20 protein-coding genes and 3 pseudogenes are annotated in these 22,717 nt (G+C 34.9%); 11 read left to right on the top strand and 12 right to left on the bottom strand.

Annotated features, from left to right (window positions below):
* Nucleotides 1-141 precede the first annotated feature (141 nt).
* The gene (locus AAGD70_RS02780) at nucleotides 142-1,242 is read right to left on the bottom strand and encodes an ATP-binding protein (RefSeq protein ID WP_065095374.1); all 1,101 of its coding nucleotides are present in this window, start codon (nucleotides 1,240-1,242) and stop codon (nucleotides 142-144) included.
* Between the two features lie 581 nt (nucleotides 1,243-1,823).
* On the opposite strand from AAGD70_RS02780, the gene AAGD70_RS02775 reads away from it, so the two are divergent.
* Nucleotides 1,824-2,297 (top strand): hypothetical protein, encoded by a 474-nt coding sequence (locus AAGD70_RS02775; RefSeq protein ID WP_065094871.1) that lies wholly within the window; start codon nucleotides 1,824-1,826, stop codon nucleotides 2,295-2,297.
* 368 nt (nucleotides 2,298-2,665) lie between these two features.
* Here the strand turns inward: AAGD70_RS02775 and AAGD70_RS02770 are convergent.
* A pseudogene (locus AAGD70_RS02770) lies at nucleotides 2,666-3,964 on the bottom strand (IS4 family transposase).
* 399 nt (nucleotides 3,965-4,363) lie between these two features.
* On the opposite strand from AAGD70_RS02770, the gene AAGD70_RS02765 reads away from it, so the two are divergent.
* Nucleotides 4,364-4,681: an ankyrin repeat domain-containing protein gene (locus AAGD70_RS02765; protein WP_065094874.1), complete on the top strand. Its 318-nt coding sequence runs from the start codon at nucleotides 4,364-4,366 to the stop codon at nucleotides 4,679-4,681.
* 210 nt (nucleotides 4,682-4,891) lie between these two features.
* Here the strand turns inward: AAGD70_RS02765 and AAGD70_RS02760 are convergent.
* The 3 genes and pseudogenes from AAGD70_RS02760 to AAGD70_RS02750 all read right to left on the bottom strand — a co-directional run bounded on the left by AAGD70_RS02760 (nucleotide 4,892) and on the right by AAGD70_RS02750 (nucleotide 7,133).
* Nucleotides 4,892-6,139: pseudogene (locus AAGD70_RS02760) on the bottom strand (IS4 family transposase).
* 143 nt (nucleotides 6,140-6,282) lie between these two features.
* Nucleotides 6,283-6,495: a hypothetical protein gene (locus tag AAGD70_RS02755; protein WP_065094866.1), complete on the bottom strand. Its 213-nt coding sequence runs from the start codon at nucleotides 6,493-6,495 to the stop codon at nucleotides 6,283-6,285.
* Between the two features lie 71 nt (nucleotides 6,496-6,566).
* A complete protein-coding gene (locus AAGD70_RS02750) occupies nucleotides 6,567-7,133 on the bottom strand; it encodes a hypothetical protein (protein ID WP_065094865.1) in 567 nt (188 codons plus the stop codon).
* A 189-nt stretch (nucleotides 7,134-7,322) separates the two neighbouring features.
* On the opposite strand from AAGD70_RS02750, the gene AAGD70_RS02745 reads away from it, so the two are divergent.
* Together AAGD70_RS02745 and AAGD70_RS07750 are read left to right on the top strand one after the other, a co-directional pair.
* Entirely contained in the window at nucleotides 7,323-8,528 is a 1,206-nt protein-coding gene (locus AAGD70_RS02745; RefSeq protein ID WP_065094864.1) for an MFS transporter, read from the top strand.
* A 157-nt stretch (nucleotides 8,529-8,685) separates the two neighbouring features.
* Complete coding sequence (locus tag AAGD70_RS07750; protein WP_410541902.1) at nucleotides 8,686-8,892, top strand: hypothetical protein; 207 nt, start codon at nucleotides 8,686-8,688, stop codon at nucleotides 8,890-8,892.
* Nucleotides 8,893-9,085: 193 nt separating this feature from the next.
* Here AAGD70_RS07750 and AAGD70_RS02735 read toward each other — a convergent pair whose 3' ends face one another.
* From AAGD70_RS02735 to secG, 4 genes are all read right to left on the bottom strand, one after another.
* Nucleotides 9,086-9,496, bottom strand: coding sequence for a nucleoside deaminase (locus tag AAGD70_RS02735; RefSeq protein WP_065094863.1), 411 nt, complete (start codon nucleotides 9,494-9,496; stop codon nucleotides 9,086-9,088).
* A gap of 153 nt (nucleotides 9,497-9,649) precedes the next feature.
* Nucleotides 9,650-9,964 (bottom strand): hypothetical protein, encoded by a 315-nt coding sequence (locus AAGD70_RS02730; RefSeq protein ID WP_065094862.1) that lies wholly within the window; start codon nucleotides 9,962-9,964, stop codon nucleotides 9,650-9,652.
* A gap of 26 nt (nucleotides 9,965-9,990) precedes the next feature.
* Nucleotides 9,991-11,604, bottom strand: a complete 1,614-nt coding sequence (locus AAGD70_RS02725; RefSeq protein WP_065094861.1) for a CTP synthase — start codon at nucleotides 11,602-11,604, stop codon at nucleotides 9,991-9,993.
* On the bottom strand, nucleotides 11,604-11,924 hold the full coding sequence (gene secG / locus AAGD70_RS02720; RefSeq protein ID WP_007548880.1) for a preprotein translocase subunit SecG: 321 nt from the start codon (nucleotides 11,922-11,924) through the stop codon (nucleotides 11,604-11,606). The genes AAGD70_RS02725 and secG overlap by 1 nt, the downstream gene beginning before the upstream one ends.
* A gap of 144 nt (nucleotides 11,925-12,068) precedes the next feature.
* On the opposite strand from secG, the gene AAGD70_RS02715 reads away from it, so the two are divergent.
* The gene (locus AAGD70_RS02715) at nucleotides 12,069-12,584 is read left to right on the top strand and encodes a gamma carbonic anhydrase family protein (RefSeq protein WP_065094860.1); all 516 of its coding nucleotides are present in this window, start codon (nucleotides 12,069-12,071) and stop codon (nucleotides 12,582-12,584) included.
* A gap of 53 nt (nucleotides 12,585-12,637) precedes the next feature.
* On the opposite strand, the gene AAGD70_RS02710 is transcribed toward AAGD70_RS02715, so the two are convergent.
* Entirely contained in the window at nucleotides 12,638-13,879 is a 1,242-nt protein-coding gene (locus tag AAGD70_RS02710; protein ID WP_065094859.1) for a hypothetical protein, read from the bottom strand.
* Between the two features lie 164 nt (nucleotides 13,880-14,043).
* Here AAGD70_RS02710 and AAGD70_RS02705 point away from each other — a divergent pair, with 164 nt between their 5' ends.
* The 4 genes from AAGD70_RS02705 (at nucleotide 14,044) to AAGD70_RS02690 (ending at nucleotide 19,580) form a co-directional block, all read left to right on the top strand.
* Nucleotides 14,044-16,704: a valine--tRNA ligase gene (locus tag AAGD70_RS02705; RefSeq protein ID WP_065094858.1), complete on the top strand. Its 2,661-nt coding sequence runs from the start codon at nucleotides 14,044-14,046 to the stop codon at nucleotides 16,702-16,704.
* A 66-nt stretch (nucleotides 16,705-16,770) separates the two neighbouring features.
* On the top strand, nucleotides 16,771-17,751 hold the full coding sequence (locus tag AAGD70_RS02700) for an AAA family ATPase (RefSeq protein ID WP_065094857.1): 981 nt from the start codon (nucleotides 16,771-16,773) through the stop codon (nucleotides 17,749-17,751).
* The gene (locus AAGD70_RS02695) at nucleotides 17,748-18,320 is read left to right on the top strand and encodes an AAA family ATPase (RefSeq protein ID WP_082941401.1); all 573 of its coding nucleotides are present in this window, start codon (nucleotides 17,748-17,750) and stop codon (nucleotides 18,318-18,320) included. The genes AAGD70_RS02700 and AAGD70_RS02695 overlap by 4 nt, the downstream gene beginning before the upstream one ends.
* 171 nt (nucleotides 18,321-18,491) lie before the next feature.
* On the top strand, nucleotides 18,492-19,580 hold the full coding sequence (locus AAGD70_RS02690; RefSeq protein ID WP_245611730.1) for a hypothetical protein: 1,089 nt from the start codon (nucleotides 18,492-18,494) through the stop codon (nucleotides 19,578-19,580).
* On the opposite strand, the pseudogene AAGD70_RS02685 reads toward AAGD70_RS02690, so the two are convergent.
* Nucleotides 19,555-20,379, bottom strand: a pseudogene (locus tag AAGD70_RS02685) (IS5-like element ISWpi1 family transposase). The gene AAGD70_RS02690 and the pseudogene AAGD70_RS02685 overlap by 26 nt on opposite strands.
* Nucleotides 20,380-20,746: 367 nt before the next feature.
* On the opposite strand from AAGD70_RS02685, the gene pyrF reads away from it, so the two are divergent.
* Both pyrF and AAGD70_RS02675 read left to right on the top strand, forming a co-directional pair.
* The gene (gene pyrF / locus AAGD70_RS02680; protein ID WP_065095194.1) at nucleotides 20,747-21,421 is read left to right on the top strand and encodes an orotidine-5'-phosphate decarboxylase; all 675 of its coding nucleotides are present in this window, start codon (nucleotides 20,747-20,749) and stop codon (nucleotides 21,419-21,421) included.
* Nucleotides 21,422-21,470: 49 nt separating this feature from the next.
* Nucleotides 21,471-22,247 (top strand): hypothetical protein, encoded by a 777-nt coding sequence (locus AAGD70_RS02675; protein ID WP_065095193.1) that lies wholly within the window; start codon nucleotides 21,471-21,473, stop codon nucleotides 22,245-22,247.
* Between the two features lie 192 nt (nucleotides 22,248-22,439).
* Here the strand turns inward: AAGD70_RS02675 and AAGD70_RS02670 are convergent, their stop codons facing one another.
* Complete coding sequence (locus tag AAGD70_RS02670; RefSeq protein WP_156518015.1) at nucleotides 22,440-22,712, bottom strand: hypothetical protein; 273 nt, start codon at nucleotides 22,710-22,712, stop codon at nucleotides 22,440-22,442.
* Nucleotides 22,713-22,717 lie beyond the last annotated feature (5 nt).

The raw sequence follows: 22,717 nt of genomic DNA, 5'->3' as shown, positions 1-22,717 counted from the left end.
TAATAATTTTAATCCAATAAGCTTTCAGGTTAATAAAATTAAATTATTTGAGTAAATGCAATACCATGTCTTTATTTGTGGGTAATAATAAGAATAACGAAGGTTGGCTCAGCTACACTTCTATAATTTCAATTTTTATGTTTACCGTATAAAAGAAGTTTCTTCTGTCTGTGTCTCCCTGTTTGAAACCAACCTTATTCTCTCTCTTTCTTGTTCTGAACTTAACCCGCGAAGCGCGTGATCGAAATCTTTCTCACTAATCTTAGACCGTCTTTCCTCAACAGCACACATTTTTGCCTCATTTACTAATTGCTCTAACTTAGCCCCAGAATAGTCTTCAGTCTTTTCTGCAATGTTTCTAAGGTTTAACTCTTTATCGGCTTTTGTACCTCGCATATAAAGTTCCAATATCTTTTGTCTCGCTTTCATGCTTGGATTAGGGATAAGAACCTTCTGACCTAAACGTCCAGGTCTAATAAGTGCTGGATCTATATCATCGATACGGTTAGTTGCACCAATTACTATTATATCTTTTCTGCTCTTAAATCCATCTATTTCAGTTAATAACTGTGTTAAACTCTCTCGACAATGGTCAGCTGAGGTATTAGCGGTACTTCTTTTTTGAGCAACTACATCTATTTCATCTATAAAGACTATACAAGGAGCATGTTTTTTTGCTACTTTAAAAAGCTCGCGTACAGCATGTGCACCATGACCAACATATACTCCAATAAGATCAGGGCCTGAGATGCTTATGAAATTCATATTTGATTCACCTGCAATTGCACGAGCGATAAGTGTTTTACCATTTCCAGGAAGGCCATGTAATATGTAACCTCTTAGTGAATTAATACTTTTATTTCCAAACAGCTTGTGCATTTCTTCTGTCATTTGGTCACGGCAAATCATCTGCAACCTTTGTTTTAAGGGGTCATCAATTATAGCATCAGCAAATGTTGTTCTTTTATCATCTGAATTAGCTAATTCTATTGATATAGGCAGCTCTACTTCCTTTAGTTTGCTGAATATTTTATCATATATAAACCAAGCAATAAAAAAGAAAACGACAAGTAACACACAAGGCATAGCTTCACTAACATAATGTGCAGCTAACTCATACCCTTTACTGAGCAACATTGTATGCATATAGGCAAACAAAAAAGCGATAGAGACAATAGTTGCCACGCATAGTAAACAGATTGCAATTCTTTTTAGTAATTCTGAAATTTCAATTTTTTTCATCTTAATACCCTATACCAACTTCAAACTAAGAATAATTTTATCTAGCTTACCTATTTTAGCTTGATTAGAGCGTTCAGAAAAATTATCAAGTACGTACTTTAACTTATTAAATACTAAAAACAATATATCCCCATATTGTCACATACATCTTTAAAGTTTACCAAATTCATTTTCAAAAAACAAGATTTTATTATTAACCCGAATTCTGGATTAGATTTTAGGTAAATTATTGAAAGTCTTGAATTTTACTAAATTAGTAACTAATCTTAAAATGCTTACTGCTTTATCGTAAATGCTAAAACAATAAGCTATTGATATTCTTGTTTTTTTTAATCTCCAATCCAGAATTCGGGTTAAAAACGCTAACTTGTATCTTCAAGAAGTAAGACATAATAGCTCTAAAATGTCTTGCAAGGAAAGGTAAAGCTGAATGCTAACTTATGCCAGAAAGATACCGTCTTGTTTGCCTTTTTGAGTAGTATCATCTTATTTTTCCTATAAATTTTGTTTATAACGCCTAAGATTTACAATATTTTAATCCCGGTAGAATATCTTATAAAATCAGATTATATGTTATACCTATGGAAATAGATAACTTTCAGCAATATTACAACCAAGAAGAAATGAAGACAGTAACATTAGCTCAAATTTATAAAGACTTGGTAATAAAGATATCCGATATAGTCGAACAAAATGGTGGAGCTATGACATGGGCAAAAGTTCCAGATACTAAAAATATTTTCATAGAAATAAAAATTGACACTTTAGGGCAAGGTAAAATTCAATTTTCAAAATTAACCCAAGAAAATCAAGCAGTATCCGTGCAGAATGATAAAAATATAGCAACAATTCAGTTTAATTATACAATTGATCCAGAATATACTTATTCTAGTTGCTATGGTAATAGATGTGAAAAATACCATTATGCTCAACAATTGTATTATGACTTTTTAATGATACAAGCTTCAGTAAAATATGATCAGTTAATTGACTGCTATAAATTAAAATTTGATAAAAAAAAAGATATTTACTTGATGAGAGGAATAACAGAGTAAATCATATTAACGTGGAGACTAAAATAAGATTTCAAAATCAAGATGGTTCATATCTAGTAGATGAAAAATCTAAATTCAGTTTGTACGCTTGCACTTGCTTTGATAAAGAGTGCAATGATAAGTTAGATTGAGCGTTCAGTACTATCTTACACACTTAAAAGATATGATCAGAATTATAGCTAATATTAAGGAAAGCTAAATGACCTTACCCAGATGGTATGAATAAGTATTGCTTGGTTGAAAGCAAGAGAAGATAATAACTTCTCAGAGTGGGTAGGGGCAGGTTGGTACTTTTTCTGGGGCACTTTCTGCTCCTATATGGAGTATAGAAAAAAGAAGACCTTGTTATCCAGACCATACGCGTCAAGTTAAGAAGCAAGGGTAAGAAAATTCAATGAACTTAAGGTGAATACTCTAGTTTTTCTATGTCTGTCTTTCACAGAAAATTGTGACCAGTCTGTGGTAAGTTTTTTCAGGAAAATTCTCAAATTATTAATTTTGCTGCTTAACGCTAAAAACACTCCCTAATCCTTCTTTTTAATTCAATGAATGCCTTTGTTAAACTCAGCTCTGTATTCTCTTTCAGTTTTATACAACCAACTATTCCATGAAATATAAGAATTGCGCACAATTTAGCGTATAGTTCACATAATACTCTGTATGGTTTGCCTTTAAGTTCGTCAAGCCTGATGTGACTCTTATACAATTTAAATAATAATTCAATCTGCCATCTTACCCTGTAAATTGTTAATACTTGTTCAGCGCTGATTTTACTCTCTGGAACGTTAGTTATGAATATCGACCAATCCAGCAATTTTTGATTCTTTTGAGAAAATATGTGATTTTGCTAACTTATTGGCCCTTCTTCTTCTAATTATAGACTGTTCTTCAGTTAACTTCTGACATATAATTCTCACTTTAATTTTTACTTCTTTTCCTAATAGCACCTCCATCTCTAGAAGGGATTGACCTTCTAAACATTCCAACAACTCTATTTTTTGATTTGTTTCTATATCATATATATTGGTATCAACGGCTAACAAAATAAGCTCCAGCTTTATCAATTTGTTCAAAAGAACTTGGTACAAAGCAACCTAAGTCAGATATTAGCAAATCATCATTTGATATATTGCTTAAATGGTTTCTATAACCTTGATCGGACCTTATTCCCTCTGTTAAATCAAGTTGGTCTAATGTCTGATTTAGGTAGTCGAAAACTAACTGTAATTTTATTCCAGACTTAGTATTGCTCTCATAACCACTGTAGCTAGTACCATAACCTTTATATATATCCTCCATACCATTAGGTAGAGCTACTATCCAATAGCTTAACGCTTCTAAATTGCTTCAAAATCCTGCAATTAACCTGTAAGCTATTTTTAAATAAAACTAAAGATTCATTATACATTCTTTTCATAAATTCCACTGCTTTCTCAGTAAATCTAAAATCCAAACCCTGTTTTGTCATTACCACTGAATCTTCATTTAATAGTTGACACATTTCATCTATACTACAGTTTTCAACTCCTATGTTACCCAAAATTATAGCTTTTACGAATGATGAACCACTCAACTTTCTCTTTCTTTTAACAAAGCCTGTTGCTGTTATCTGCTTTCTCGTTAAAAAATTCGTTGAGGGTTTTTGATAAATGAGTTATTTTGTTCATTATAAGTTCTCTTGTTTTGTTTGATAAATTTAAGAGGGCTTATACCTTATTTTTTCCCTTCCTTCTACTAACTTTCCTCTCACTTTCCCTTAACTTGACACGTATGGTTATCCAGACCGGACGATTCCAAGAAAACTTATTTTCACGGGTAGCGGTTTTGGGCGCTGGAAATGGTTGTATCATTTAAGTTTTTAACAGCATATATTGCTAAATTAGCAATAGTTTATTGAAGACTTTCATCAAAAATTATTCCATAAAAAATTTCTAAATAGGGGTTGACAAGTTTTAAAGATGGAGTATTATGCTCAAAATATAATTACTAATGTTGAGGGGTTATGGATTAGGATCTAAGGTGTTTTTTTTATTCACTTCAATCAAAACGTATTAGGGGGTAAGGTAATGTTATTTCAACATTTCATAAATATAGAGGGAAGGGATAATCATAGCAATACCCTTCTGCACTTAGCTGTTAACAACAATAATTATGAAGAGGTAAAAAAGCTAGTACAGGAAGGGACTAGTATTAATGCTAAGAACGAGGATGGATTAACACCTTTTGAATTAGCAAATTCCCGCAATAGATCAGAGATAGTAGCTTTTTTTGTAAAGTACAAAGATAATACAGGTAATACATTACTGCATTATGCTGCAGAAAAAGGTAATTTAGAATTAGTTAATCTTCTACTGGAGAAAGGGGCTGAGGTCCACTGCCATTAAGTTAAGGAAAGAATGGTTAAAAACTGAACTAAAAAGTCAGAAATAATTAAGGATTTATGACAAATGCTGAAACAGAATAGAGTAAACTTTAAAGCAGATAAACTCTGAAGTGTAAATTACTTAAGAAATAGTTTGTTTAGAAGTCATTTTACAGGAGCTATGGCAATAAGCTACCCAGTTATTATCAGAAGATATGAATACTACCTCTAGTCAAAATATGTGTTTTCTAACCCTTTTTTGGTAATTGAACGAACGAAGATAAGGTACCTTATGACGATCAACTTTCCTTCCCTTTCTTACCGCCAAAGTGTTCATCAAAAATAGCTTTGATAATTGATCCATAATGCAGTCAGTATCTGATTCCGTAGCAAAAATGTCGAAAGCCAAGTTTTTGATCGCGTTAAATGAGACAGATTTGTTAATGCTCCTCTTAAGCTTATCATCGGTTAAGTCCATATTCAACGCTTCTTCTACATCTTCTGTCATAACACTTTCTAGGTTGCTAATAATGATAGCTGACCAAAAATCCTGTTTAACAGACTCAACACTTTTTCCTGTAAAATTTTCTAGACTTAGTCTTCCTTTGAGTTTTGCAAAAAATGTCTCAACTCCCCAGCGTAAAAAATATAACTCCTTAAATCCTCCAGTTTGAAACTTTTGTTCATCCATTAATGATGTAGCTAACACTTCAATTTCACCAGATGGCAGTACCACTTTGAAGCGTTATTCCACTATTTTCTTGTTTTATCTTACGCTGAGCACATATGGTAACCTCAACACTAGATGGGCTTTTTTCTTCAAACATAGCATTCACTTCATTAAAAGATGATCTGGGACATCGAATGACATAAGCAATTTTTCTTTTTGTAAGGCTAGAAAGAAATTTATAAGATAAATATACAAATCAGTAAGTCATTAGTATTTACAACTTTAAGCATTTTATCTGCTAAGTTAATTTCATGAGTGTTACCTCTATCTAACACTGACCTTATGGCAACATTATTTATAACAAACCGCAAAGGTTGCACTTGCATAATCACCTAAATCTTTTGGTTTTTGGTTACGTATTTTTCTTGAGCCAAATTCATTTTTTATTTCAACGCTTGTTGGTAAAATGATTTTGGAGGCATCAAGAGCTAACACTCTAAAGCCAAAACAAGTTTTAAATTTTTGGTCTTGGTAGTACAAGGAAACCACACCTTCGTTAATTTCTGAAAATGCACTGTGTTTCATTTTTTTTCTTGCTTGACTAAAAGCACTAGCAGTAACGGTATAGTCTTTTTTCCTATATAAAATAAATTCGTTTAGTATTACTTGCAGCGACTTTACACTTTTTCTTAAAATTAAGATAAATATGTCAATAAAAGATAACTTCCTCTTTCTCATAAAATCTTTTGAAGATGATTTATGGGATTCTATAAATTCTAGACTTGCCAATTCATTTTGAATAAATTTTATTACTGCCTTTTTTACTCATACTACCTTTAAACTTATTGGTATACATCATTATCCCATAAAATCTATCTTTTTTCCTTAACTTAATGGCAGTGTGACTTGGAATATCTTCGTGAACTACATTTTCCTCATAACAGATTAGGTACTTATCCCCAGTTGATGTCTTCATGCCTGATGAATTTTGCATTTCGGGTGTCACGTTGGATAGCGAGTTTGACTATCGCTATATCTTCCTCATGTTCAATCGCTTCTTGTATAAACCCCTCTGCTAGCTCTTGAACTGATTGGTTTTTCACTTTAGCCAAGCGAGTAAGATTCTTTAAAACTTTTTCGCTAATGTTAATACCTGAATCTGCCATATGTTTTACCAAAATCTACTACTATAACAATTTTACAACATCTTTCTAAATTTTTCAATAAAAAAAGCAGTTTACGTAGGTACTTTCCACCCATTTCCAGCAGTTTTTTCTTCTTCTGTTTCTTCCATTTTAGAGCCTGGTTCTTCATGTGTATCAGTCACAGGTTCTTTTTCTGCTTGCATTATTTTACCTGATATGTACTCCTTAGCTTGCTCAGCAAGCTCGATTACAATAGCTACTCCAATTGCAGTTGCAATCAGAAGTACTGGTATTGTAGCTCCCATAGCTAACAAAGAACTAACTGTAGTTGATAAAGACGATAAAGAATCTACTTTAATTATTGGAGTCAAGCCACATGCAACAAGGCCAACTCCGGCTGCAACACTTCCAATAAACAAGCCAGCTAGACACGCAGTTTCTTTTAATGTTAACCCGCTATGACGCTCATATGGAATTGGATACAAAAGAATTGTTATGAAAGCTGCAATTAATGGCACTACATAGATGGCTCCAACAGTTCCGCCTATTATCAGAGGTGAAAGACTAGTGAAACTTAGTAAGAGACCTATTAAAGTGCCTATTATAGCTCCTATTATTGCTGCCACGCCTAGCATCGCTAAATAAATTACACCCACCATAACTTTGTCCCTATGTTAATAACATTTTAGTTTCACACACCATAATAAAAAAGTCAACCCACACCTTAGGTTGCAAAATCCCAAAAAGCAGCCAGAATAGAATAAGCAAACATTTACGAATTGAATTTAGTGCAAACAAGGGTGTTGATATCAGCTATTCTCTGCAGAATCGCAATATGGTATGACCATATGCTCTTTATCGATCTGGTTAACATAATTAGTAGAGAGTTTTGTTGTGCAAAAGATGTTTACTACAGCATACTGCAATTGTTTGGAATTGCAGGACTGGGTGCTATGGTAAGGCCACTTGGCGCATTCATATTTGGTCACATTGGTGACAGGTATGGAAGGAGAATGGCATTAACAATCGCTATCTTGCTAATATCGATTCCGTCTAGTCTCGTTGCGTTTATTCCAGGTTATAGTGAAATAGGTATAACCTCCACTATATTGCTTCTTGCAATCCATGTGACACAAGGGATTGCGCTTGGCGCTGAACAAGGAGGCAGTTCTGTTTATCTCATAGAGCATTTACCTAATAAGAAAAAACTAGGAATGTTTTTTGGAATAATAAGTTTTGGTCGCTCCATTGGCATCTTGCTCTCTGTGATTGTAGTGATCATCTGCAAAAAAAACACTGATTTTAACGCTTGGGGTTGGAGGTTGCCGTTTACTTTTTCATTTGTTTTGGGGTTAATCAGCGCATATAGTGTATACACATTAGGAGAAACTCCAGCATATGAAGAAAGTCGAAAACAAAGGAATTTATCTGATTTGCCAATAATAGAGCTTATAAAACGCTACAAGAGAGCTCTGTTACTTGCCGTTTTAATATCTGTACCTGTTAATGTTGCTGTTGGATTTACCATATTTCTTCGAACAATTGCAAAAGAAATAGTGTCGGTTGAGACGTATGTAACAACATATGTCAATGAAATTGTGCTCATTATAACCAGTATATTAATGCCGGTATCTTCAATAGCGCTCGGAATGTTAGCTGATAAAGTAGGAAAAGAGCGCACTGCAATCTTATTTACAGTGATCACAATGGTACTGTGTTGTCCTGTGTTATCTACTGCATACTACTATAAAAGTTATCTTATAATTATGCTTAGTGTAATGGCTCTTTCTATAATAGAAAGGGGTATAAATCCTATAGGAATAGTTGCATCTGAACTCTTTCCTACCAATGTTAGATTTAGTGGTGTGAGCTTATCACGCAATATCTCTTATGCGTTACATGGAGGATTTACTCCTATGGTTTGTATTTGGTTGACTGTAACATTTCCTCAAACAAACCTTGCTGCTGGGCTTTATATAGTCTTCTGCTTGTTGGTCAGTGTGGTAGCAATATTGCAAATAAAACCGCAAGATAAGAAATTTGATTGGTCTTAGTTTTCTCCTATGTGATTTGATAGACCGGGAAAGGGTTTCATCTAAGTAGCTGACACCCTGACAACCGTCATCCCGCTGCTTGTTAGCGGGATCTAGAGATACCGTGACGGTATGACGTAGGACTGCTGTCATTCCAGTCTGGAATCCAGAGAAAAGGATGATGTCATCCCAGTGTTCCTGTAATGTCATTCCAGTGCTTGACACTGGAATCCAGCCTTTATTATGCAGCCACTTGGTTAAAATTAAGTCTTCTGGATCCCAGTGTCTGGGCACTGGGATGACAAAGGAGGGCAGTGTCAGCTACTCGGATGACACCCTGCTGGTGGACAATGTTTGTATAGTTGTGCGTCACGCGCTGGAATGACGAATTACTTAACCGCCATACCGTCACGGTATCTCCTAGCATAGATCCCGCTAACACGTAGCGGGATGACGATTTTGTATCGGAAAACAAGTAGCGGAATAATGACAACCACGTCATACCGCCGCAGTATCTAGCCGCTAACACGTAGCGGGATGACGATTTTGTATCGGAAAACAAGTAGCATGACGATTTATCAAATGTTCCTTAGTTTCTCAAAAAAATCCTTTAACAAAAAAGAGCATTCTGTTTCTAATATTCCACCATAAACTTCAGGTATATGGCTGCAAAATTGAAATATCTTAGCACCATTTTCAATTCCTCCACCTTTTGGATTATAAGCTCCAAAGTACAATCGTTTAATTCTGGCAAAGGAAATAGCTTGAGCACACATCGGACATGGTTCTAATGTTACGTACATATCAGTATCACAAAGCGTGGAAGTTGAAAATGCTTGTCTGATCGCTAACATCTCTGCATGTGCAGTTGGATCGTTAGATATATTGTGTGCAGAGGAGATGATATTGTCTCCACTAACCATTACAGCACCTATTGGCACCTCACCATTTTTCTGAGCAAGTTTGGCTTGCTCTATGGCAAGCTCCATATATTGATACTTGAACACTTGTTATTTTCAACAGATACAATTTTCTTTTTTTAATTTTTCTATCCTCCGTAAGTCGTAAATTTTACTACTTGGGTTTGACTCAACAACTACAACATTTTCTTCACAAGGCGATATATAGCCTTCATCACTTAGCTAATTGTATTCATAAGGAGTAACGTTAGTCAAGGATGTATTATGTGAGCCTGTATAATCATGCTCACTTTGAATTCTAGTTAATTGCTTTGAATGATAATTATCTGTTTCCCGTTTTAAATATTCTTTTATTTCTTCTATCGATTTGAATTGATTTGCTTCTCTTACACCATATTTTTCTTCTATATCCAGTATTACAGCTACTATTGCTTTATCCTCCAGTTTATCTAGTTCTTCTTCGCTGACATTGTCAGCACCTGTGTATTCTAATAATTCTTTTACATACTCATATAAAGATACAAAATCCTTTAACACCTAACCTTCTCTATTAGTTTTATTTATCAAATTTTTATGTTTTTACCAACCGCTGCTTCAATAAATGATACAAAAAGAGGATGAGGAGAAAACGGCTTTGATTGAAACTCTGGATGAAACTGCACACCAATAAACCACGGATGACTCTCTAACTCCACTGCCTCTATGTACGTTCCATCTTCTGATATGCCACTGCATAGCAGTCCATTTTTTTCCAAATCATCTTTATAATCTGAATTGATTACATATCTATGTCTGTGCCTTTCTGAAATAGTAGTGTTACTGTATGCATCCATCATTTTAGAGTTTGCATTTATATTACATTTGTATGCCCCAAGTCTCATGGTTCCACCAAGATCGTCATCTTGATCGCCAGCTAACTTAACGATTGGATGTTTACAGTTATGAAATTCTTCAGAGTGTGCATCTTCAAGCTTAATAACGTTACGAGCAAACTCAATAATTGCAAGCTGCATACCAAGGCAAATTCCGAAAAATGGGATATTATTTGTACGGGCATAATTTATTGCTAATATTTTACCCTCTACTCCGTCATCACCAAACCCCCCTGGGACAAGGATTGCATGAGAATTCTGTAATTTCTCTCCTATAAGTTTTTCATTTATAGGTTTTTCTTCCTTCTCTCTTGAGTTAACCCAATTTATCCTTACTTTGACTTTATTACTAATCGCACCATGATTTAATGCTTCAACTAGTGATTTATACGCATCAGGGAATTCGGTGTATTTTCCCACTATAGATACAGTAACTTCCTGTGTTGGGTGCCTTATAGAGTGCACTATTTGATCCCATTCAGTCAAGCTTGGTTTTGGCTTACTTAAATGAAAGTGCTCCAAAATTTGCGTATCGAGCCCACATTTGCTATACAACACCGGTAACTCATATATATGACTCACATCAGGGGCAGGTATCACATTAGATAAAGAAACATTGCAAAGCTTAGCTATTTTCTCTCTTTGATTATCGAAAATTTCTTTCTCACTGCGGCATAATATAATATCTGGTTGTAACCCCGCGGAATTTAACTCTCGAACTGAATGCTGCGTTGGTTTTGTCTTTAATTCTTGCGCTGCGGTAAGATATGGTATTAAAGTTAAGTGAATCAGGATAACTCTTTGTTTTCCTAATGTGTAGTTAACTTGGCGTATAGCCTCCAAAAATGGTTGGCTTTCAATGTCACCTACAGTTCCGCCTATTTCACATATTACAAAATCTAAACCTTCCGTACCATTAAAAATGAACGATTTGATCAAATCTGTCACATGAGGAATGACTTGCACAGTTTTGCCCAGATAATCACCACGCCTCTCTTTCTTCAATAACTCATGATATATCTTACCAGTTGTTATATTGTCATCTTTTGTTGCTTTAATTCCAGTAAAACGCTCATAATGCCCAAGATCCAAATCAGTTTCAGCACCATCTTCGGTAACAAACACCTCTCCGTGCTGAGTTGGGTTCATTGTCCCAGGATCAATGTTGAGGTACGGGTCAAGTTTTCTGATACGGATCTTAAAACCGTGAGCTTGAAGAAGCGCACCAACACTCGAAGCAACTAAGCCTTTACCAAGCGATGACACAACTCCACCTGTGACAAAGATAAATTTAGCTTCCTTCATTAATTTTCAAATGGAACAGAAGTAGATTCACTTTCTTGCTTTTTTTCTAATATAATTTTTTCTGCGATCGATTTTTTATGTACGTCTTTTGAACATAATCCTGACAATAGCAATGTGTTTATAATAAACAATCCAGCAACAATAGCCGTTATTCTGCTGAGCGGGTTTTCAGAAGATTTCACCGGAATCATCGAATTGACCCCCTGTTGTGTATTACTAAAACCACTTAACGAACTACTTCCAGGCGGCTGCAAGAGCACTAAAATTACTAACACAACAACCAATATTATTTGAAATATACTTAATACCGCTACTGACATTATAGATAGGGCTGAAAATAAAAATTTTAGCAGTACAAAGCACGTAAGTCAAGAACATCTGTCACCCAAATAGCTTGAGACCTAAGTATATATTTACTGCCTACCTTATTTTGATTAACATATGCATAAGACTTTGGGCTTAATATGTATCACATTTTAAAATACAAAGATTATGAACCAAAAATAGACGAAAGTGCTTTCATCGCAGGTGGTTCGCATATCATAGGCAAGGTTGAAATAGGAAGAGATGCAAGCATCTGGTTTAATTGTGTGGTCAGAGGGGACGTTGGATCAATAAAAATAGGTAATGGAACAAATATTCAAGATGGAACGGTAATTCATGTGGATAGAAACCCAGGTGGTGACACAATTATTGGCAGTATGGTCACAGTGGGACATTTTTGTATGTTGCACGCATGCACGGTGCATGATAAAGCGTTTATTGGTATGGGCTCTACCGTGATGGACCATGCAGTTGTGGAGTCTGAAGCTATGGTAGCTGCTGGCTCGCTAGTGACACATGGAAAAGTAATAAAAAGTGGGGAAATATGGGCTGGCAGGCCAGCAAAGTTCTTCAAAAAGATGTCGAATGAAGAAATTAAACATATCGCGCAGTCGGCACAAAATTATATTATGTTAATGAAGGAATACAAAAACTGAAGTTCGCGTCAAGTGTTTTACTTGACACGTACGTCTCAGCTCAACAAACTGTGTTAAGCTACCTTGTTTTTTCCCCCACTTACTCCTTGCACTTCCGCTCTATTCACTTGAGTACTAGGTAATGCTGCATATGTAATACCACCGGCTACGAGTGCAGATGCTACTGCTATACCAATCATTACTAACATCTCTAACTTAACTGTACGTTCAAGTGCAGTAAATGCTATCAGTCCAGCAGCAAGACCCATACCAACAGTAGCGGTATACTTCGCTCCATTGCTTTGTTTTGGTTGCTGAATTGCTTTGATTTTATCTTCTAATTCTTTATTTTTCTTCTTAGCTTCAGTCAATTTAGTTTGTAAGTCTGTTTTTTTCTGCTCAACTGCACCCTTTTGAGCTTTTAATTGTGTTATTTCATCATCTTTCTCTTCTAACTGTTGCTGTAACGCCGTAGCATCTAATGCTTCCAATTCTGTTATTTTAGTATTTAATTCTTCTACTTTAGCTTTCTCTTCAGCTAATGTATCAACTTGCTGTTCATGTTCTTGAATTTTAGCATTTAGTGTAGTTATTTCATCATCTTTAGCTTTTAACTGAGCAGCAGTATCATTTGGTGCTGCTTGCAACTGCTGAACTTGATCATTTAGCTTATTTATTTCATCATCTTTAGCTTGTAACTGTTGCTGTAAGTCCGCAACTTCTTGTGTATTTTGTTGAGCTTTTAATGCTGTTATTTCATTCTCTTTCTCTGTTAACTTTTGCTGTAACGCCACAGCATCTAATGCTTCCAATTCTGTTATTTTAGCATTTTTCTCTTCTAACTGCTGCTGTAACGCTGTAGAATCTATTGCCTTTAGTTTTTCCACTTCAGCTTCTAAGTCTTGTTTTTCCTGCTGAGCTGTGTCCAATTGATCTTGTAATTCTTGTGTTTTAGTTTTCAATTCTTCTACTTGTTTTCTGGGATGTTTAAGCATCTGCACCTTAACTTCTTTTTTTTGATCATCAAGGCCTAACAGGGCTTTTATGGCTGCTACGGTAGCAGAAGCTTTTCCGCTACCTTGTTCGTTAGCTGAAGATATAGGCATGATTACAATATTATCTTCTTGATTTTTTTTTTCTTTTTCAAACAAACCGGTAATATATAATTGCTTATTACCTAGTGAAAAACCCGCATAAAACTTTTTAGAACTTGAAATGTTTTCATACTCTTGAAATTTTTTAAAATCATCTTGCGCTGTAATAAGCATTATTTCATTATTGATAACCTTTATTGTACCATTAATCTCCATAAACATATTAAACCTCAATATATATAATTAACATCACATAATACCTTTAGAACCTAAGGTCAAGTAATATTTTTATCATAGCATAGAAAATTTATGTTCGTAAACAAAAAATTTTGGCGTAAAATTGCCGTAATTGTGCTAACTTAGAGCTTAAAACTTAAGAAATATTTATGTTAAAAGAAAAATACGGCTTTAAAGAAATTGAAGACAAATGCAACATATTATGGGAAGGCAGTAAAGTTTACAGGTGGAATGGTGAAAAGGATAACACTTTTACTATAGACACACCTCCACCGACAATATCGGGAAAACTCCATATTGGCCATATATTTAGCTATTGCCACACGGACTTTATTGCAAGGTTTCAGCGCATGCTGGGGAAAGATGTGTTTTACCCAATTGGGTTTGATGATAACGGGCTTCCCACTGAAAGATTGGTTGAACAAACCTATAAAACCCGTGCAAAAGAAGTTGGCAGAGAAAAATTTATAGAAATGTGCCATGAGGTTATTGAGAAATCAAAGCAGGAATTTAAGGAATTATTTAAATCGGTTGGCATTAGTTATGACTGGGATTTGGAATACCACACGATCAGCAAGGAAACTGTGACGCTTTCTCAAATGTCATTCATTGATCTATATAATAAGGGATATGCGTATAGAAAAATGCAGCCCATCCTTTGGGACCCGGTTGATAAAACCGCGATTGCGCAAGCAGAAATAGAAGATAAAGTTTTTGAGTCATCCTTAAATACGATAGTTTTCTCTACTCAAGAAAATGAGCAGATCAATATTGCAACTACGCGACCTGAACTACTTCCAGCATGCGTTGCAGTTTTTTGTCATCCAGAGGATACGCGCTACACTCATCTGATCGGAAAAACAGCGGTAGTGCCAATAACAGAGGAGAAAGTTCCAATAATAGCAGATGATAAGGTTAAAATAGATAAAGGCACCGGGCTTGTTATGTGTTGTACATTCGGTGATGAACTCGACATATATTGGCAGCAAAAGCATAATCTACCGATGAAAATTATCATCGATCAGGATGGGAGAATAAGCCTTTATGATGTCATTCCAGTGCTTGACACTGGAATCCAGGAAAAAGAGCCAATGCCAGCGATGACAGAGGAAGATATCATGTCAGCGTATGGTCAGAAAGAAGAAGAATGGATCCCAGTGTCTGGGCACTGGGATGACACCATAGGGGCTACTGGGATGACAGGAGAAAGGGCTACTCAGATGACAAAAGAGGGTGGGTGTGATCAGAAAGAAGAATGGATCCCAGTGTCAGCTACTCAGATGACAGACGATATACTAAATGAAATAAATGGACTAAAAATTGTAGCAGCAAGAAAGAGGATGATCGAAATCCTAACTAAAAAAGGACTTTTGATAGAAAGCACTAACATTTCTCATTCTGTTAAGTGTGCAGAAAGATCTGGTGCACCACTTGAGATATTGCCTACTTATCAATCGTTTATCAAGATCTTAGAGCAAAAAGCTCAAGTGTTAGATAAAGTAAAAGAATGCAATTGGCATCCAGCTACTATGCGTAAACGCATGGAAGTGTGGATAGAAGGACTAAATTGGGACTGGTGCATCTCAAGGCAGCGCTATTTTGGTGTGCCATTTCCAGCGTGGTATTCCAAACGTAAGGGTGAAGAAGGCAAAATTATTCTAGCTGAAGTAAAGAACCTGCCTATAGATCCACTCAAAGACTTGCCAAAAGGGTATAGCAAAGAAGAGATTATCCCAGATCAAGATGTAATGGATACTTGGGCCACAAGTTCAATTACTCCTCAACTGAGTGCACTGGCAGTAAACAGTGAGTTTAGCTTACCAAATCATCGCTATGATACGATATTTCCTGCAGATCTGCGCAGCCAGAGCCATGAGATAATAAGAACTTGGGCTTTTTATACTATTTTAAAGGCACATTATCATGCAAATTCTTTACCTTGGAAAAACATTATGATCAGCGGTTGGTGTTTAGCAGATGATAAGAAAAAGATGAGTAAATCAAAGGGTAACATCATCACTCCTCATGTAATACTTGAAACTTATGGAGCTGATGTAGTGCGCTATTGGGCAGCGAACTCAAGGCTTGGAGTTGATACAGTCTACTCTGAAAATATATTCAAAATTGGCAAGCGCCTAGTTACAAAACTTTGGAACGCTAGCAAGTTTGTTTCCATGTTCATGGAAAAGCATCAAGTGATGAGCATAAATTCTGCTCACGAGACAATGGATAAGTGGATATTGTCTAAGTTATACAAAGTTATAGAAAGAGCAACGAATAACCTATTACAGTTTGAATACTGCGAAGCTTTGAGTGCAGTAGAAGAATTTTTTTGGAAGGATTTTTGTGATAACTACTTGGAATTAGTAAAAAAACGTGCGTATGGAAGCAGTTTAAGTGCAAAACAAAGCTTGGCGTATGTACTGAATATTATTTTGCGGTTATTTGCACCTTTCTTGCCTTACATTACAGAAGAGATATACCACCAGTTGTATAGTTATAATTCTCTACACAATCAAAGTAATTGGCCGAGCAAAGAAGAACTTATCTACGATAAATATTCAGAGGAAATGGGAGATAATGTTATTCAGATATTAAACATTATCAGAAAGATAAAGGCAGATAATAATGTATCAGTTAAGCATCTGATAAAAAAGTTGATGATAAAAGCAGATCTACGAGAGGACAAATTGAATCAATCCGCACAGAATGATTTGCAGGCAGTTTGCAATGCGGAAACGATAGAGTGGATGCAGTCTGAGCTTGAAACTGAAGACGGAAAATACATAGTGAATATAGACTTATACTGATTTTTATAGCTTTACTTCCTTTAATATCCATGCTATTGTAATCATTATTAGTATGAGGGAATAATAATGGGGGATTTATATAATAAAGCCAATGCACCGTATCTTATAGCTGGTGCTCTTGCTACTTTGGTATTGCTTGCATCTGGGACACTTGCTGTTGCTCCTTATGTTGCATTCTTATCTCCAATTGCAGCCTTTAATGTAGCTCTTCCTGTTGCTTTGAGTTTATCTATACTTTCTATTTTGGTGCTTGCACTTTCATGTAAAATGATCAGCCAGAATAAAAAGCTTGATGCACAAAAAGCAGAACCTAATGAAAAAAATGGATTAGCTAAAGAGCAAGAAAATATAATACAAAGCTTAGAGCCTCAAATCAAAAAGCTAAAAGAGCTAAATAAGAGGCTTAGTAGTCAATACAATGAAATTGTAAAGCTAATTGGTAGTGCTGCAAAAAAAGATGAAGTGGAAGAGCTAATTAGTAGTTTCACGGCAAAATTAGATGAAATTTCAAAGCAAGCTAATAATGCTACAACAAAAGGTGAAATGGAAGAGCTAATTAGTAGTTTCACGGCAAGATTAGATGAAATTTCAAAGCAAGCTAATAATGCTACAACAAAAGGTGAAATGAAAGAGCTAAGTAAGAAGCTTAGCGATGAAATGGAAAAGCTAATTGGTAGTCTCATAACAAAAGAGGAATTAGAAGAAAGGCTTGGTAGTCTCATAAAGAAAGTTGAAGTAAAAGAAGAGCTGCGGATGAAGTTTTATGAAAAAGATGAAGAAAGAGGAAAGATAACATTTGATGATGTTATACTTCCAAACAATATAAAACAAAAGTTGATGATGATTTATGAACCAGATGCTCTAGAAAATGGAGAAGGATACATTTTGTATGGTCCACCAGGAACTGGTAAGACTATGACTGCTAAGGCGATTGCAAGTGAAACTAGATTCAAATCTGCATTTATAAGTGTTTCTGGATCTGATTTGCTTAATGTGTCAAATATAAATAAGGTTTTTGAGAAAGCAAAAAAAACACTCCTTGTATAGTTTTTATAGATGAAATTGATAGCATTGGCAAAATACGCAGTGATAATAATGTAGAATCTTTAAATAATTTATTAGCTGAATTGGATGGATTTGAATCTAGAAAAGGTGTGACGGTGATTGCTGCAACTAATCACTTAGGTGTTTTAGATAGGGCACTTATTAGGGGAGGTCGTTTGTCCATACACATTAAGATTCCTACATTAGACACAGACACACGTAAAAAAATAATAAATGAGTATTTTCAGAAGAAAGAATTGCAAAATATATTTATTGACACAATTTTACGCAATACTAATGAGAATTTTTCACCAGCAAATCTGATTAGTTTATTAAAGGAAATAGAAGATTGTGGAAGTAAAGTACTTAACAATACTAAGATTGCGGTTATTTGTCGAAGTTTTAAGAAGACTCATAATATTAAAAAGGTGTCGAATAAGCAGACTAACGGGAAAATTGAAAATTCTATAGGAGAATCACAGCAATACACATCCAGACCATCATATAACCTGAATGACGCTTTATGTGATTCTGGATATACCAGTATATGTTCTACCCCGATCAATAGCTAACTAGACATTATAAGTACAATGGTACACTCGATACATAAGGTCTAAGTCATTTTTTAGCTAGCAGGCTGAAAAAGGAAAGTTTGTTGTAGGTGCAGCACTATAATTCCTCCACAGATAAGAGAATTTTAATAAATATATACAAGACTGCTGAACGTGGGGGGGAGGGGAGTAATGAGCAATTTGTTTAACAAAGCTAACGCATTTTATTTTATAGCTAGTTCCTTAGCTACTCTTACGTTACTTACATCTTTAGCACTTACTGTAACTTCTAATGTGCCTCTTCCTCTAATTCTTGCTTTAGCTACATTATCTGTTTTGGTGCTTGCACTTTCGTATAAAATAATTGGTAATAATAAGAAACTGGAAGTTGAGAGAAATAAATTCGCTCAGAAAGAGCAAGAGTTAGAAAATAAAATAACTCTGGAAAAAGAAGCTGCAAACAAAGAAGTGGAAAAATTAAAACATGAATTAACTCAAGAAAAGCAAAATTTAGACAAGAGAGTAAAAAAATTGGATCAGAAAGTAAATGAGTCAGAAGTTGAGAGAGAATCTCTTCTTGAAGAAAAAAAATCTTTAGAGAAAAAATTAGAAACAGCAAAGAATCGTACGTTTGAAATAGACAATGAATTGGACAAAACAAGAAAGGAAATAGGTAAGCTTAATGAGCAGGAAGAGAAATTAAAACTTGAAATCTCATGTTTGAAGAAACAGTTGGAAGAAAGAAGTAGATTTATTGCAAAGCTGAAGATGGAAGTGGATGATAATAAACATTTAGAGCTAGAGAATAAGGGGTTGAATGATAGAATAGAAACGTTACGTGAAGTACAAAAGGCACTACGTGAGAAAAAACATGAATTTAGTGAAAAAGTAGAGGCATTGAATAAGGAAAAAAATAAACTTTCTAAAGAAGTAGAGGAATTACGTGAAGAACAAGAAAGGCTGCATGCAAACTTAGATAAGCTACAATGTAAAATTAAAGAGGTCAACAAAGAAAAGAAAAATTTATCTAAAGAATTAAAAGAGAAATTTGAAGAGTTAGATGAAGCAAATGGTTTAATTAAAAATCAATCTTTTGAGTTAGATGGGATAAGAAAAGATTGTAATAATGAAGTAAAAAGTTTAAGAAATTCACTTTTAGAACGAGACAGTCAAATAGAAGATTTTTTGAAAGAGAAAGAAAAACAAGTGAATTTTGCGCAACTGTTGATAAGAGGTTGTCCGGAAACAAGTAAATTCAAGCATATTCCCTCTTTAACATAACCCTACTCATAGCTAGGTATATGAAATTCTCAGTGGATGTTGTGAGTAAATCATACTCCTTCGATAGCCTTCTATTCCTATTAACCCAAGCAAAAGTCCTTTCTACAACCCATCTTCTTGGCTGTACTTTAAACCCTTGTTCTCTTGTTGGTAGTAGCTCAGGTGGCGTATCTTTGTGCACCCAAAATCTACATGGAGGCCTTTTAACAATTTCAATATCTATGTCATATTCTTCCTTTATGTGATTCTTTAAATTTCTTCCTTGGTATCCCATGTCAGCCCACATTTTTTTAACTTTAGTATATTTTGTTCTCATATTGTTTAATGCTATTTTAATACCATCTCTATCATTTTCGTTAGCAGCGCCTACGTAACAACCTAGTATAAAACCCTGAGTGTCTGTAATTATATGCCTTTTTCTACCCTTTACTTTTTTACTTCCATCATAGCCTTTGATCCCCCCTTTTCTGTAGTCTTTACAGATTGACTATCTACTATACAGGCACTCAGCTGCTCATTCCTTCCTATTTTTCTTCTACTATATTTCATAATTCATTTTCTCAAAAATTCCCTGCTTCTTCCATTGCCTGAACTGCTCATACACAGTCTTCCATAGCGGAAAATCATTTGGTAAATACCGCCATTGACACCCTGTACGCAATACATAGAAAATTGCTTCTAATATTTCTCTTTTGCTATACTTTGGCGGCCTTCCTCCTTTCTTGTATGATACTCTGAAGTGTTTTTCTATTCTTGCCCATTCCCTTTCGCTTAGATCTGTTGGATACTTTTTTCTCATCTTTACCCCGTACTAAAATTTCAGATATTATAGCCTTTTACTTGTTTCCGGACAACCTCTAAGATGCGTAACAGACAATATAGAAGAACCAATAAGAAATAATGATGGAAAAGCAATATTAGATACGATTCAAATATTAAAGTCTGCGTTACAAGGAGAAATTGCACGGCTTTTGCCAGACGAAACGCCTTCTTCTTCGCTGGAAGATCTTGGATATGAATCATTATTTGTCAGTCGCTCATCCACCCCGACCAAGTTGCCAAATTCACTATTGACAGAATCTTATGAACGCAGTCAGTTCAATCAGAGTGAAAGTATTTGCAAAACACAACAATGAGTCTTATTATAAGATAAATCATGCAAGATAATGAATCCAATAATATGCGCACTGGATACACAAGACTTAAATAAGGCTATTTCTCTAGCTAATGCTCTGCGTGGTAAAGTTGGCATGGTAAAGCTGGGATTAGAATTTTTTGCTGCTCAAGGTCTTTCTGGAGTGCAAGAAGTTGCAAAATGCAATGTACCAATTTTTTTAGATCTGAAATTGCATGACATTCCAAACACTGTAGCTAAAACAGTTGAAGTAATAAAAGTTCTGAACGTTGAAATGTTAACTCTGCACATCAGCGGTGGAACAAAAATGCTTGAAGAAGCGCTAAGTGTAGTGCAAGGCACAAAAATAAAGCTGATTGGAGTGACAGTGCTAACTAGTATGAGCAATGAGGATTTAAACGAGCTTGGAGTAGCAAGAGAGGCAAAATCACAGGTAATTTTGCTTGCAAAGCTTGCAAAAAAGATTGGACTCCATGGAATAGTCTGTTCTGCACTAGAAGCTCAAGAAGTGCGCCGAGAATGCGGTGAAGACTTGAAAATTATTACTCCAGGAATTCGTATAGATCCAGGTCATGACGACCAAAAAAGAACAGCAACACCAAAAGAAGCAATAAATTCAGGAGCTGATTATATCGTCATTGGCAGACCCATTACAAAAACTACAAGTAGTGCGGAGCTAATATTGAAATCCATGAAAGAATTTTAATATAATAACTTAATTTATAAAAATACTAACATATTAATTAGGAATAAGCATGAGTAATATCAATAGAATAATACGCGAAGTAATCAAGGAATTCCGCTCAAAATTACCAGATAAGGAAATAGAGGAATATTCTGGCAAATTGAATAAGCTACATATCTACCAGTGCAATAAGCATATAATAAAAAATAAGAAGCTATATCATTATACAATAAATGGGAAAACCCATGCTATGGGTCAGCATGGGCATAATTTTGTCAAGAGTTTAGAAGTTATCTTGAGGAATAAGCCACAAATTTCCTTAGAAGAGGTAATTAATTTTGGTATTGATAGTTGTTATGGAGCATTTGAGATGATATTTGAATCTCGCTCTGGTGTTACAATAGATGATGCAGTTAATTTTGTAAAAGATAGCTTATCTAGTAAATTTTATAGATTCCATGGCAGTGGGATTTTCAAAGTAATATTAGAACTTAATCCAGAGAGCTCTCTTGAAGAGATAGAGAAACAATTTAGCAAAGTAGTAGATCCTTACTTTCTTAATGCTTGGAGTCGAGAAAGTGAAAGGGCTTTTGCTAAGATATGTAGGTTATGTAGAGAAGGACATGTGGAGAATATGCAGAAATTTGATTTTAGCAATTTTAATTTAGATCAAGATAGTGCTGGAGCATTAAGAGCACTGTTACAGTATTGTGTTGACGTTTCTAATCAAAAAGCTTTAGGTGATTCACATGAATTGCATAGAGAAGAGATGGAGGGGATATATAAATTTGATGATAATTACGATTTAAATTTAGATAGTGATCATAATGATAGTATCTGGCATTGAAATTATACTACAATAATAAAATAACTGGATAAAAATTATCACCAAAAAAATTCAAAAAAGTGCTTGACATAAAAGAACGAACATTATATAGTGTCATTACCTTTTATTTTACCTCGCTTAATTTAATTACTGGATTAAGCTTACAGTACTAAGCGTGGCACAAAGTGCCACGCTATTTTTCGGTTTACATTTTCAACAGATAAAAAATGATGCCATTTCAGTGCCAAGCACATAACTGTACGAACATTCATTTTTAAAGGTAAATTGCACAACAGATGATGTCATTCCAGTGCTTGAAACTGGAATCCAGAAATTTTGCTTATAACTGAGCTGATGAGCTAAAGGTAGTTGTCTTACGCTAAAACAAACGTTTTTAATTAAGTTGCATAGAAGCTGGATCCCAGTGTCAAGCACTGGGATGACAAGAAAGGGAGCACTGGAATGACATCGTTTACTATGTACCATATTGC

This window comes from Wolbachia endosymbiont (group A) of Nomada flava (assembly GCF_964027055.1).
Classification (GTDB): domain Bacteria; phylum Pseudomonadota; class Alphaproteobacteria; order Rickettsiales; family Anaplasmataceae; genus Wolbachia; species Wolbachia pipientis.
Note: the sequence above shows the minus strand (reverse complement) of the source record. Positions and strands in the feature narration are given on the sequence as shown.

What these genes read in the sequence shown, in the direction of transcription:
- AAGD70_RS02745 (WP_065094864.1), top strand. Translation starts at nt 7,323, where the DNA reads ATGCTCTTTATCGATCTGGTTAACATAATTAGTAGAGAGTTTTGTTGT.
- AAGD70_RS02670 (WP_156518015.1), bottom strand. Translation starts at nt 22,712, where the DNA reads ATGGTACATAGTAAACGATGTCATTCCAGTGCTCCCTTTCTTGTCATC.
- pyrF (WP_065095194.1), top strand. Translation starts at nt 20,747, where the DNA reads ATGAATCCAATAATATGCGCACTGGATACACAAGACTTAAATAAGGCT.
- AAGD70_RS07750 (WP_410541902.1), top strand. Translation starts at nt 8,686, where the DNA reads ATGATGTCATCCCAGTGTTCCTGTAATGTCATTCCAGTGCTTGACACT.
- AAGD70_RS02765 (WP_065094874.1), top strand. Translation starts at nt 4,364, where the DNA reads ATGTTATTTCAACATTTCATAAATATAGAGGGAAGGGATAATCATAGC.
- AAGD70_RS02705 (WP_065094858.1), top strand. Translation starts at nt 14,044, where the DNA reads ATGTTAAAAGAAAAATACGGCTTTAAAGAAATTGAAGACAAATGCAAC.
- AAGD70_RS02755 (WP_065094866.1), bottom strand. Translation starts at nt 6,495, where the DNA reads ATGGCAGATTCAGGTATTAACATTAGCGAAAAAGTTTTAAAGAATCTT.
- AAGD70_RS02775 (WP_065094871.1), top strand. Translation starts at nt 1,824, where the DNA reads ATGGAAATAGATAACTTTCAGCAATATTACAACCAAGAAGAAATGAAG.
- secG (WP_007548880.1), bottom strand. Translation starts at nt 11,924, where the DNA reads ATGTCAGTAGCGGTATTAAGTATATTTCAAATAATATTGGTTGTTGTG.
- AAGD70_RS02750 (WP_065094865.1), bottom strand. Translation starts at nt 7,133, where the DNA reads ATGGTGGGTGTAATTTATTTAGCGATGCTAGGCGTGGCAGCAATAATA.
- AAGD70_RS02690 (WP_245611730.1), top strand. Translation starts at nt 18,492, where the DNA reads ATGAGCAATTTGTTTAACAAAGCTAACGCATTTTATTTTATAGCTAGT.
- AAGD70_RS02780 (WP_065095374.1), bottom strand. Translation starts at nt 1,242, where the DNA reads ATGAAAAAAATTGAAATTTCAGAATTACTAAAAAGAATTGCAATCTGT.
- AAGD70_RS02735 (WP_065094863.1), bottom strand. Translation starts at nt 9,496, where the DNA reads ATGGAGCTTGCCATAGAGCAAGCCAAACTTGCTCAGAAAAATGGTGAG.
- AAGD70_RS02715 (WP_065094860.1), top strand. Translation starts at nt 12,069, where the DNA reads ATGTATCACATTTTAAAATACAAAGATTATGAACCAAAAATAGACGAA.
- AAGD70_RS02700 (WP_065094857.1), top strand. Translation starts at nt 16,771, where the DNA reads ATGGGGGATTTATATAATAAAGCCAATGCACCGTATCTTATAGCTGGT.
- AAGD70_RS02675 (WP_065095193.1), top strand. Translation starts at nt 21,471, where the DNA reads ATGAGTAATATCAATAGAATAATACGCGAAGTAATCAAGGAATTCCGC.
- AAGD70_RS02710 (WP_065094859.1), bottom strand. Translation starts at nt 13,879, where the DNA reads ATGTTTATGGAGATTAATGGTACAATAAAGGTTATCAATAATGAAATA.
- AAGD70_RS02725 (WP_065094861.1), bottom strand. Translation starts at nt 11,604, where the DNA reads ATGAAGGAAGCTAAATTTATCTTTGTCACAGGTGGAGTTGTGTCATCG.